Source organism: Pseudomonas sp. Choline-02u-1 (assembly GCF_002836515.1).
GTDB lineage: Bacteria > Pseudomonadota > Gammaproteobacteria > Pseudomonadales > Pseudomonadaceae > Aquipseudomonas.
The window spans coordinates 73,009-85,442 of sequence record NZ_PJBC01000012.1; the positions used below are offsets into that span (position 1 = coordinate 73,009).

Here is a 12,434-nt window from a genome sequence, read left to right on the forward strand (position 1 = left end):
GCCTTTGATGACTGCGAAGTTGGAAAAAGTTCTGATCGCTAACCGCGGTGAGATCGCCCTGCGGATTCTGCGTGCCTGCAAAGAGATGGGCATCAAGACCGTCGCCGTTTACTCCAAGGCCGACAAAGAGCTGATGCACCTGGGTCTGGCAGACGAATCCGTCTGCATCGGCCCGGCGTCTGCCTCTCAGTCTTACCTGCACATCCCGGCCATCATCGCTGCCGCTGAAGTGACCGGCGCTACCGCCATTCACCCAGGCTACGGTTTCCTCGCGGAAAACGCAGATTTTGCCGAGCAGGTCGAGAACTCCGGCTTCGCCTTCATCGGCCCGAAAGCCGACACCATTCGCCTGATGGGCGACAAGGTATCGGCCAAGCACGCGATGATCGAAGCAGGCGTACCGACCGTTCCAGGTTCCGACGGCCCACTGCCGGAAGACGAAGAAACGGCGCTGCGCATCGGTCGCGAAGTCGGCTACCCGGTGATCATCAAGGCCGCCGGTGGCGGTGGTGGTCGCGGCATGCGTGTGGTGCACAAGGAAGAAGACCTGATCGCCTCGGCGAAACTGACCCGCTCCGAAGCGGGCGCGGCGTTCGGCAACCCGATGGTGTATCTGGAAAAATTCCTCACCAACCCGCGCCACGTCGAAGTGCAAGTGCTGTCCGACGGTCAGGGCCACGCCATCCATCTGGGCGACCGCGACTGCTCGCTGCAGCGTCGTCACCAGAAGGTTCTCGAAGAAGCGCCGGCACCGGGCATCGATGAGAAAGCGCGTCAGGAAGTCCTGGCTCGCTGCGTCAAGGCGTGCATCGACATCGGCTACCGTGGCGCCGGCACTTTCGAGTTCCTCTACGAGAACGGCCGTTTCTACTTCATCGAAATGAACACCCGTGTTCAGGTGGAGCACCCGGTTTCGGAGATGGTCACCGGTATCGACATCGTCAAGGAGATGCTCAGCATCGCCGCTGGCAACAAGCTGTCGTTCACTCAGGATGACGTAGTTATCCGCGGTCACTCGCTGGAATGCCGGATCAACGCTGAAGATCCGAAGACCTTCATGCCGAGCCCGGGCACCGTCAAGCATTTCCACGCCCCAGGCGGCAACGGCGTTCGCGTCGATTCGCACCTGTACAGCGGTTATGCCGTGCCACCGAACTACGACTCGCTGATCGGCAAGCTGATCACATACGGCGCAACCCGCGACGAAGCCATGGCCCGCATGCGCAATGCCCTGGACGAAATCGTGGTCGACGGGATCAAGACCAACATCCCGCTGCACCGTGATCTGGTTCGTGACGAAGGCTTCTGCAAAGGGGGCGTGAACATTCACTACCTCGAGCACAAGCTGGCCAAACAGTCGTAAGACTGAAGCGGCGCAAAAAACCCGATCCTCGCGATCGGGTTTTTTTATGCCCGGAACAAACCCGTCAATTCAGTGCCACCAACGATAAAGCCTGCCCTTGAATCAATTCAGGGGTGGCCAGGCGCCCGGCCTGATCGACTACAGCGCCAGAGGCATCTTGCTGCAGCGGCTTTTGACGAAACCGGTCCATGAATACCTTCGCGCGTTTCGATACCGGATCGGTGGCATACCCCGCTCGCTGCAAAACCGGCGTATACAAACGCTCAACCTGACTGGCGGAGGTCTTGAACACGGTCGAAACACCGCTGTTCAGATTCAATGAAACAGCATAGTTGTTACCCAGACAGGAAGAGTAAGACCAGTAATCCCAGGTCGGCCGCAACCCCTGCTGGCGCAACACGTCCCTCACTGATCCGCCGATATCTGCTCCCGTCAGCCAGTCACCACCGACCAGAGTGGCACGAATATCCTTGGCCGAGCCCCCCAGGCGTGTCATCACGTCCTTGACGCTCCGTTCAATCAAGGCGCGAATGTTGTGATCGAAGTGAATAACCGCACCGACCTTCGTCGCCGGGTTGTACATCGAGGCGATGACACAGGTCTGCGCGTTCAATGAGAACAGATAATTGTCCCTCGACCCGGCGACGAACTTCGCGATGACGGCCTCCCCTTGCATTGCGCCCCGATTGAGTGCTGGCTCGACACGGCCGGGAAACGCGCTACGCAGATTGTCCACATGGCCAAGGTTGCGCACCTGATCGTTGCCGCCGCGCAGGCCGACCCGGTCATGCGTCCACCTACCGCTCTCGGTCAGACGTACGGGGCGCTGATAAATAGCTGCAGGACGCCGCGCATCGATAAGGCTGAGTCCGCCGAAATGTGGGTTTTCCCTGACCTGGAAATACTTGCCTCTGCTACGGATGTAGTAGGTCGGTTGAGGCTGCGCAGCACTGGGCGGACTGCGCCATGTGCCGAAAAAGACGCCTTCTTCAGTGACCCGTTGCAAATTATCCGGCGTGTGGCTGACGGCCTGCCGGGCATGAAAACGCACCTCGCGAACGGCCGGCAGCGCTTCCTTGCGAACCGCAGCCACGGTATTCAAGCGCTCGGTGAGCAATGAGACCGGCCGCGTTGTGTACTTCAGATTTCTGACCGTACGCCCGAGCCACTTGACCGTACTACCCGCGCCAACCGTGGCAAACAGCGCGCCCCACGAAGCCTCAAGCCAGTGGCCGAGCGCGCCCTCGACATCGCCTTCCAGATGCGCCGCGACGGCTTGCCCGGCACTGACGGCAATGAACACGACGTCCAGCAGCAGGGCAAAGGGTGGAAACACCATGCAAAACGGCGCGGCTGCGAACATCAGGCCTTTGACCACTTGCCGCTCGATCATCTCTGCGCGACTGGTGGTGATGTCCTCCACGTCCGTGACGGTGCGCTCGATGTAAGCGTTGAACTCGCTGCGGGCATCGCTGACTCGCTGCGCTTCGTACAGCGAATCGACCCGTTGTTTTTTTGCCGCGATCGCATATAGCGCACGCGACACCGTGTTGCGCGCAATAACCGGCGTGCGCGCCAGCAAATAATCATGCAACGCGCCGGCAATGTCGCCATACAGGGAATGATAGGGGCGCAGTATCAGATCATCGGGAGCATCTGGCGTGTACAGCCACCAGGACGGTTCGGGATCGAAACAGGTGAAAACGTAGACCCCGAGCACAACGTGGTTGCGCACGGTAAATTGGAAAACGCCATCACGGCTGACCACGCTGGCGCCCGGCAAATGCGTACCAGGCACTGGCGGCTGACTCAACAGCGAGACCTGACGGACCAGCGCCGAATACACCGCGTCGCTCAACCGCGCCTGACTTCTGGCCACCCGCAAATCACGATCCATTTTCGACAACAGCACGTTGCGGTAGGCGAACCGACGCGACTCGTAGATTTCATCGCGCGAGTCCAGATATTTGCCACGGATCTCTTTCGCATACTTTTCACCCAGCCAGGCCCCGCGCATGTATCGCGCCAGATCCGCACTGCGGACCCGACCCAAATCCTGGCCGACTGAGGAGCGCACACCTCTTTTAGGATGCTCGATGCCAGCGTTGTCATCGTAGCCGTAGATCGCCAGGTCGAGCAGACTGGCTGTCTGCTGATTCCTGCGATCGGCAACGCCGGGGCTGTAATCGATCAACACGGTTGCCGGGTCGACCGGCTCGAAGACATTCTTGCTGCGCAGGTACGGCGCAATCGCTGCGGCAACCGTGCGCCTGGCGAAGTCGGCAAACACTTCAAAACCGCCGAGCAACTCGTTGAAGACCTGCTGATGGACAGCCAGCTCCTGATTCAGGCCGCTGAGGCGTTGGCGCGCTTGCGGGGTCTGCGTTGAGTACCAGCGCAGTGAGTTGTCCTCTTGGATTTGCTGCAGGTTTTTTGCCAGGCCCATTTTTACGGCCGCTTCGACGCATTCAGCGAACAGCATGGACGCACGCCGGATATCACTGCTCATGCCCCAAAGCCCAGGGTCAGCAGCCACCGCAACAAGATACTCACGAGCTTGACGATAGGCCGCCGGGGAAAGCTGCTGCAGAAGATATTCGCGACCGGACTCGCTCTGCGTCCAGCCCCAGACCTCTCCGGCCAATGCTGCCAGTGAAGGCAGGCGCACCCACTCCTGGCCGTCTGGCTTGTTTGGCGCGTACAGCAGCAGATCGCTCACCACTGGCGCATTCCCTTCCCGGTAAAACACCAAAAAGTCGGCACACTGCATGCCGTTGGGTAGCGCCAGTGCGGCGACTCGCAAGGAGCGCTCCAGGGCCTCCCCCGCCCACATCGATTCGAGACGATCATGGTCGCCCACCATCAGATGCCCTGCGCAGCGCGCAATAAAGGCACTTTGCTTGAGCCGCGCGACAAACCAGTCGAAAGAGGCTTTCTGTACGTCATCGCGCTCGTATTGTCTGGCGAGGTCTCGCAGGTAATCCGCCGGATAGTCCTGCTCTGCCAGCATATTGGCAACGAACGTCGGCTGCAGTGGCTGGTTGCGTTTCGCAGGGCCACTGGTCACATCCAGCACCGTAGCAAAATCCTGCCCGATCGGCCCCGCCGCGAGCGATTCGCTCAGGCTACGGCTCTGCGTCGACTCGCCAACAGCCGAGCGCCATTTCAAGCGCACATCGATCCGGTCCGGTTCTACCTCCATGTCGAGCTTGAGCTGGATGTAGTCAATGGCCTGTTGCCGGGCATACGCACGCAGCGATCCGTAGCCTTCCAGCAGATCATCGAGCGCCGCCTGCGCCAGTGATGTTTGTTGCTGATACCCGCGCAGCCTGGCACGGTCCGGCTCGCTCAGCACCCTGAGCCAATGCGGCAATTGCGCGTAGGACTGCGCTTCGAGCCTTTTTTTTTCCGCGCCTGTTGCCAGCGCGGTCAACCGATAGCGTCGAGCGCCGCGTTTCTGAAGCTTTTCGATCTGCCTGCGCAATCGATCCGGCGTCAGTCCCGCGAGACGGTCAGGGTGGAACAGCGCGTCGATGTCGCTGATGTAGCGCTGCAATTTGCGCAAGACCAACTGATCGAACGCGACCTCTTCCCCTTTGGTTTCCCAATGTTTTCGCAGGTAGTTTTTGTATTGATCAACGAAGTGCCCGGAAACGCTATCCACGGTCCGGATAACCGCTTCACGGTGGCTGGCAGGCAGTCCGCGATCGGCACCACCCGGCCAGCGATACGGAGCGTCACGGATCACCAGGTACATCAACGGCTTGCCGTCGATGATTTTTTGCACAATCGCATCAAGCAGAGCCTGCACAAATCCCGGGTCGATATTGCCGTGCGGGCAATGATCGCGCAGCTCGGTCAAGGCGAAATCTTCCATGGCCTCCAGCAAGGTCAGCTGACTGCTCAGACGCTTGTCGATCAGCACCTGCCAACGTGTGATCCGCAGCAGAATCTCCTGGGCCGTTCCTGTGGACGCAGCAGCTTCCAGTGGTTTTTCTTCTACAATCCCTTGTTCACCCACCATATCGCCCAGCCCGTTAATGCGTATAAATGAGCTTTCACTCTAGGGGTCGTCAACCGCACCCAGGCGATACATATGTATATCGCGCCAGCGAATGTGTAACAGCAAAGCGTCGTGTCCACTTTGCCCGCGACCTGGCGTAAACTGCGCGCTTTTGCAGCTTCGGGCTGCCCCACAGATTTACAAAGGTGCCCGCCATGCCTTGGCTGCAAGTCCGTCTCGCCATCACCCCCGAACAAGCCGAAACCTACGAGGACGCATTCCTCGAAGTCGGCGCCGTGTCGGTGACTTTCATGGACGCCGAAGACCAGCCGATCTTCGAACCGGAACTCAACACCACGCCCCTGTGGTCGCACACCCACTTGCTGGCCTTGTTTGAGGGCGGTACGCAACCGGAACCGGTCCTGGCCCATCTGGAATTGCTGACCGGCAGTCCGTTGCCGGAACACCACAGCGAAGTCATCGAAGACCAGGATTGGGAACGCAGCTGGATGGACGGTTTCGAACCGATGCGTTTCGGCCAGCGCCTGTGGATCGTGCCGAGCTGGCACGCCGCTCCCGAGCCTGACGCGGTGAACCTGCTGTTGGATCCGGGTCTGGCATTCGGTACCGGCACCCACCCGACCACCGCACTGTGCCTGGAGTGGCTCGACGGACAGGATCTGAAGGACTGTCACGTGCTCGATTTCGGCTGCGGCTCGGGGATTCTGGCCATTGCCGCCCTGCTGCTCGGCGCTAAAGAAGCCGGGGGCACCGACATCGACGTGCAGGCGCTGGAAGCCTCGCGCGACAATGCCGGGCGCAACAGCATTGCCGACGAGTTGTTCCCACTGTATCTGCCCGAGGATCTGCCGCAGGTTCAGGCCGACGTGCTGGTTGCCAATATTCTCGCCGGCCCGCTGGTGTCGCTGGCGCCGCAATTGTCCAGCCTGGTCAAGTCCGGTGGACGTCTGGCGCTGTCGGGCATCCTCGCCGAGCAGGGCGAAGAAGTCGCCGCCGCTTATGCGCAGGACTTCGACCTCGACCCGATTGCCAATCGCGATGGCTGGGTGCGCATCACCGGGCGTCGGCGCTAAAATGACCGCTTGCCTGAACCGGATCGCCGCATGACTGACAGTTTCGTCACCCAGTGCCCGCATTGCCAGACCAGTTTCCGCGTCAACCATGCGCAATTGAGCGTGGCGCGCGGGGTGGTTCGTTGCGGCTCCTGCCTGCAAGTGTTCAATGCGGCCAAACAGCTGCTCGAGCAACATGCCGGCAAGGACGCGGTGACTCCGCTCGCGGCTGCGCCTGAAGAGCCATTGCCTGTCATCAGCCATGCGCCAGCCCTTGATGCAACGCCCGGCCCGCGTGCCATCAGCCAAAAGCAGTGGAATGCGTCGGAGCTGGATCTGGACAGCCTCGATCTGGACGAAGAACTCGCCCGCCTCGAACAACGGGAAATCCAGCCGGTCGCCGACTTCGGGCGGGCTCGCGAAGAATCCTTGAGCGCTCGGCGCGACAGCGCCGAAGCCGACGAAGCGACATGGCCCGACAGCCTGTTCAGCGAGCCTGCCGATGAACGCAGCGCCGCGCCGGATGCCGAGCCGGATATCGAGGGCGTCGAAACCCTCGAACCCGAGCGCACCGAACCTTCGTTGTCGCTGGAACCGGTGGATCTGGACGACGAGCCGCCGATCCCGCAACTGCGTCTGCACGATCCGATCGACCCCACCGCCCGCCGTGAACGGCTGTCGGCCAGCGACGTTGGCGATGACGACGATCTGCCGTTGATCACCTCGCCACGCAAGAAACGCGAGCGGGCCGAGCCCGGCGTGCGCGCCGAGGTCCTGCAGGATCTGACCGACGACCCGCTGCAACTGGACTGGCAGCAACGGCGCTCGCCGTGGGGTCGGCGCCTGCTCTGGCTGCTGCTGGTGGTGTTGGCCGCCGCCGGCCTTGCCGCTCAGTACGTCGCCTATCACTTCGAGGAACTGGCGCGACAGGATCAATACCGGCCGTGGTTCCAGCAGATCTGCCCGCAGATTGGCTGCACCGTGCCGTCCAAAGTCGATATCGGCAAAATCAAGAGCAGCAACCTGGTGGTGCGCAGCCATCCTGAATTCAGCGGGGCGCTGGTGGTTGATGCGATCATTTACAACCGAGCGACCTTTTCCCAGCCGTTTCCGTTGCTGGAGCTGCGTTTTGCCGACCTCAACGGTCATCTGATCGCCAGTCGTCGCTTCAAGCCCGGCGAGTACCTGAGCGGCGATCTTGAGGGGCTGGTAGAAATGCCGCCGCAGACCCCGATCCACATCGCCCTGGATATTCTCGATCCGGGGCCGAAAGCGGTGAATTACAGCTTGAACTTCCATTCGCCGGAATGAACCGCTTCAGCGTTTCCTGATTGACGGCATTTTTCTGACTGATCTCGGCCAACCAAACCGTTGGCGATAACAGAATAACTGTTCAGATTTTGTTCAATTCAGCCTTTAACCAGTCATCGAGAGCGGGTATCATGCCCACCCTTTTTCGAACTCTCATGATCCGGCCCCACTTCAGGGAAGTCCTATGTCGGCGGTACGCATCGGCCCATATACATTGCAGAACGGTTTGATTCTCGCCCCGATGGCGGGCGTCACAGACCAGCCCTTTCGTCAGTTGTGCAAGCGTCTGGGCGCAGGGCTTGTAGTCTCTGAAATGGTCACCAGCGACATGAGCCTGTGGAATACCCGCAAGTCGCGCATGCGCATGATCCACGAAGGCGATCCCGAGCCGCGCTCGGTGCAGATCGCCGGTGGCGACGCGCAGATGCTGGCCGATGCGGCACGGGCCAACGTCGAACTGGGCGCACAGATTATCGATATCAACATGGGCTGTCCGGCGAAGAAGGTCTGCAACAAGGCCGCCGGCTCCGCGTTGCTGAAAGACGAAACACTGGTGACCGAGATCCTGCAGGCCGTAGTGGCCGCGGTTGATGTGCCGGTCACCCTGAAGATCCGCACCGGTTGGGATCGCGAGAACAAGAATGGCCTGAACGTGGCGAAGATCGCCGAACAGGCCGGGATTACCGCGCTGGCCGTACATGGCCGCACGCGTGCCGATCTGTACACAGGCGAAGCCGAGTACGACACGATTGCCGCGATCAAGCAGGCCGTGTCGATTCCGGTCTTCGCCAATGGCGATATCGATTCGCCGGAAAAGGCCCGATACGTGCTTGACGCGACCGGTGCCGATGGCCTGCTGATTGGCCGTGCCGCTCAAGGGCGGCCATGGATTTTTCGCGAGATCGAACATTTCCTGCGCACCGGCGAGAAATTGCCTGCGCCGGAACTGAGCGAAGTGGAACGCATCCTGCTGGAGCATCTGGCTGCCCTTCACGCCTTCTATGGCGACGTGATGGGCGTGCGCATTGCCCGCAAGCATGTGGGCTGGTATCTCGCAACCTTGCCGGGCGCCAGGGAGTTTCGCGCCCGTTTCAATCGTTTGGATGGTACGGAAACACAATGCGCCGACGTTCGGGAGTTCTTCGCCGAGCGTTACAAGAGCCTGACAGGGGACGAAGAAGGGGTGGCCGCATGACGATGATGACCGAGACTTTAGTGAGTGGAACAACACCCGTGAGCGACAACGTGAATTTGAAACAGCACCTCAACACGCCGAGCGAAGAAGGCCAGACCCTTCGCGGGAGTGTCGAGAAGGCGCTGCACAATTATTTCGCCCACCTTGAGGGCGCGTCCGTCACGGATGTGTACAACCTGGTGCTGTCCGAAGTCGAGGCGCCCCTGCTCGAAAGCGTGATGAACTACGTCAAGGGCAACCAGACCAAGGCCAGTGAGCTGCTGGGACTGAACCGCGGCACGCTGCGCAAGAAACTCAAGCAGTACGATCTGCTGTAAGCATTCAATCAAACCAGAAAGGCGCCCGCGTAAAAAACGGTCGCCTTTTTTGCTGACTTCCTTTGCTTTTGATGGAAATTGAGATGACCGACCAGACTACCCGCCTGCCGATCCGCCGCGCCTTGATCAGCGTTTCCGACAAGACCGGGATCCTCGAATTCGCCAAAGAGCTTGAAGCTCTGGGCGTCGAGATCCTCTCCACCGGCGGAACGTTCAAGCTGCTGCGTGACAACGGCGTTGCCGCAGTGGAAGTCGCGGATTACACCGGTTTCGCCGAGATGATGGACGGGCGGGTAAAAACCCTGCACCCGAAAATCCACGGTGGCATCCTCGGTCGTCGCGGTACTGACGACGCGATCATGAACGAGCACGGCATCAAGCCGATCGATCTGGTGGCAGTCAACCTCTACCCGTTCGAAGCGACCATCAACAAGCCAGGCTGCGACCTGCCTACCGCTATCGAGAACATCGACATCGGTGGGCCGACCATGGTCCGTTCGGCAGCGAAAAACCATAAAGACGTAGCGATCGTGGTGAATGCCAGCGATTACGCCAACGTCCTGGAAAACCTCAAGGCCGGCGGCCTGACCTACGCTCAGCGTTTCGACCTGATGCTCAAAGCCTTCGAACACACCGCGGCCTACGACGGCATGATCGCCAACTACATGGGCACCGTTAACCAGGCCGCTGAGACCCTCTCGACTTCCGGCCGCAGCGAATTCCCGCGCACCTTCAACAGCCAGTTCATCAAGGCCCAGGAAATGCGCTACGGCGAGAACCCGCACCAGAGCGCGGCTTTTTACGTTGAAGCCAAGCCTGCCGAAGTCGGCATCGCCACCGCGACCCAGCTGCAAGGCAAAGAACTGTCGTACAACAACGTTGCCGACACCGATGCTGCGCTGGAATGCGTGAAAAGCTTCGTCAAGCCAGCCTGTGTGATCGTCAAGCATGCCAACCCGTGCGGCGTCGCCGTCAGCCCGGACGCTGAAGGCGGTATTCGCCAGGCCTACGAACTGGCCTATGCCACCGACACTGAATCGGCGTTCGGCGGCATCATTGCCTTCAACCGCGAGCTGGATGCCGAGACCGCCAAGGCGATCGTCGAGCGTCAGTTCGTTGAAGTGATCATCGCCCCATCGGTCAGCGAAGAAGCCCGCGCCATCGTCGCGGCCAAAGCCAACGTACGCCTGCTGGCCTGCGGCGAGTGGTCGGCTGACCGCGCTGCTGCCTGGGATTACAAGCGCGTGAACGGCGGTTTGCTGGTGCAGAGCCGCGATATCGGCATGATCAGCGCCGATGACCTGAAAGTGGTGACCAAACGCGCACCGACCGAACAGGAAATCCACGACCTGATCTTCGCCTGGAAAGTCGCCAAATACGTCAAATCCAACGCCATCGTCTACGCCAAGAACCGTCAGACCATCGGTGTCGGCGCCGGCCAGATGAGCCGCGTCAACTCGGCACGCATCGCCGCGATCAAGGCTGAGCACGCGGGCTTGCAGGTGGCCGGTTCGGTCATGGCCTCCGATGCATTCTTCCCGTTCCGCGACGGCCTGGACAATGCGGCCAAGGTTGGCATCACTGCGGTGATCCAGCCGGGCGGTTCGATGCGTGATGCTGAAGTGATTGCTGCTGCCGATGAGGCCGGTATCGCGATGGTGTTCACAGGAATGCGCCACTTCCGTCACTGATCCCGCGCCCCCGGATGCAGGCTCTGTGTAGGAGCTGACGAGTGAAACAAGGCTGCGATCTTTTGATCTTGTGTTTAAAAGGCAAGATCAAAAGATCGCAGCCTTCGGCAGCTCCTACAGGGTCCGAGCACAGAGGTTTGTTAGCGTCCCACAGAATTTTGAGGTTTTTGAAATGAATGTTTTGATCATTGGCAGCGGTGGCCGTGAACACGCCCTGGCCTGGAAAGTGGCTCAGGATCCGCGTGTGCAGAAGGTTTTCGTCGCACCGGGCAACGCTGGCACCGCCATTGAAGCCAAGTGCGAGAACGTCGCCATCGACGTACTGGCCCTTGAGCAACTGGCCGACTTCGCCGAGAAAAACGTTTCCCTGACCATCGTCGGCCCGGAAGTGCCACTGGTTGCGGGCGTGGTCGATCTGTTCCGGGCCCGTGGCCTGGACTGCTTCGGCCCGACCGCCGGTGCTGCGCAGCTCGAAGGCTCAAAAGCGTTCACCAAGGATTTCCTCGCCCGCCACAAGATTCCGACCGCCGACTACCAGAACTTCACCGAGATCGAGCCGGCTCTGGCTTATCTGCGTGAAAAAGGCGCGCCGATCGTGATCAAGGCCGATGGCCTGGCTGCCGGTAAAGGTGTGATCGTCGCCATGACCCTGGCCGAAGCCGAAGACGCCGTGCGCGACATGCTCGCCGGCAATTCGTTTGGCGACGCCGGTTCGCGCGTGGTTATCGAGGAATTCCTCGATGGTGAAGAAGCTTCGTTCATCGTCATGGTCGACGGCAAGAACGTCCTGCCGATGGCCACCAGCCAGGACCACAAACGCGTCGGCGACGGCGACAGCGGCCCGAACACCGGCGGCATGGGGGCTTACTCTCCTGCCCCGGTGGTCACCGCCGACGTGCACCAGCGCGTGATGGATCAGGTGATCTGGCCGACCGTGCGTGGCATGGCCGATGAAGGCAACGTCTACACCGGGTTCCTCTATGCCGGTCTGATGATCGACAAGGCCGGTAACCCGAAGGTCATCGAGTTCAACTGCCGCTTCGGCGACCCGGAAACCCAACCGGTGATGCTGCGTCTGCAATCGAGCCTGGTGTTGCTGGTCGAAGCCGCACTGGCGCAAGCGCTGGACAAGGTTGAAGCGCAGTGGGACTCGCGTCCGAGCGTTGGCATCGTTCTGGCCGCTGGCGGCTACCCGGGCGACTACGCTAAAGGCGCAGCGATCAATGGCCTGGACGCAGCAGCAGGTCTGGAAGGCAAAGTCTTCCACGCCGGCACCGCATTGAAGGACGGTCAGGTGGTCACTGCCGGTGGTCGCGTGCTTTGCGCCACAGCCATGGGCGCCACCGTCGGTGAAGCCCAGCAGCAAGCCTACAAACTTGCCGCTGCCATCGACTGGGATGGCTGCTTCTACCGCAAGGACATTGGCTACCGCGCCATTGCCCGTGAGCGCGGCGAAACCCAGGAATAAGCGATCCATCAAG

At 60.6% G+C, this 12,434-nt stretch carries 8 protein-coding genes; 7 read left to right on the top strand and 1 reads right to left on the bottom strand.

Going from position 1 to position 12,434, the window contains the following annotated elements:
* Positions 1-7: 7 nt before the first annotated feature.
* Complete coding sequence (accC, locus tag CXF97_RS09740) at positions 8-1,363, top strand: acetyl-CoA carboxylase biotin carboxylase subunit (RefSeq protein ID WP_101158310.1); 1,356 nt, start codon at positions 8-10, stop codon at positions 1,361-1,363.
* Between the two features lie 64 nt (positions 1,364-1,427).
* Here the strand turns inward: accC and CXF97_RS09745 are convergent, their stop codons facing one another.
* The gene (locus CXF97_RS09745; protein WP_101158312.1) at positions 1,428-5,387 is read right to left on the bottom strand and encodes a type III effector 1; all 3,960 of its coding nucleotides are present in this window, start codon (positions 5,385-5,387) and stop codon (positions 1,428-1,430) included.
* A 194-nt stretch (positions 5,388-5,581) separates the two neighbouring features.
* Here CXF97_RS09745 and prmA point away from each other — a divergent pair, with 194 nt between their 5' ends.
* From prmA to purD, 6 genes are all read left to right on the top strand, one after another.
* Positions 5,582-6,460: a 50S ribosomal protein L11 methyltransferase gene (gene prmA / locus CXF97_RS09750; protein WP_101158314.1), complete on the top strand. Its 879-nt coding sequence runs from the start codon at positions 5,582-5,584 to the stop codon at positions 6,458-6,460.
* Between the two features lie 30 nt (positions 6,461-6,490).
* The gene (locus CXF97_RS09755; protein ID WP_101158316.1) at positions 6,491-7,750 is read left to right on the top strand and encodes a DUF3426 domain-containing protein; all 1,260 of its coding nucleotides are present in this window, start codon (positions 6,491-6,493) and stop codon (positions 7,748-7,750) included.
* A 184-nt stretch (positions 7,751-7,934) separates the two neighbouring features.
* Positions 7,935-8,945, top strand: coding sequence for a tRNA dihydrouridine synthase DusB (dusB, locus tag CXF97_RS09760; protein WP_101158318.1), 1,011 nt, complete (start codon positions 7,935-7,937; stop codon positions 8,943-8,945).
* Positions 8,942-9,262, top strand: a complete 321-nt coding sequence (gene fis, locus CXF97_RS09765; RefSeq protein ID WP_002555375.1) for a DNA-binding transcriptional regulator Fis — start codon at positions 8,942-8,944, stop codon at positions 9,260-9,262. The genes dusB and fis overlap by 4 nt, the downstream gene beginning before the upstream one ends.
* 83 nt (positions 9,263-9,345) lie before the next feature.
* The gene (gene purH / locus CXF97_RS09770) at positions 9,346-10,953 is read left to right on the top strand and encodes a bifunctional phosphoribosylaminoimidazolecarboxamide formyltransferase/IMP cyclohydrolase (RefSeq protein WP_101158320.1); all 1,608 of its coding nucleotides are present in this window, start codon (positions 9,346-9,348) and stop codon (positions 10,951-10,953) included.
* A 172-nt stretch (positions 10,954-11,125) separates the two neighbouring features.
* Positions 11,126-12,421: a phosphoribosylamine--glycine ligase gene (gene purD, locus CXF97_RS09775; RefSeq protein WP_101158321.1), complete on the top strand. Its 1,296-nt coding sequence runs from the start codon at positions 11,126-11,128 to the stop codon at positions 12,419-12,421.
* Positions 12,422-12,434: the final 13 nt, after the last annotated feature.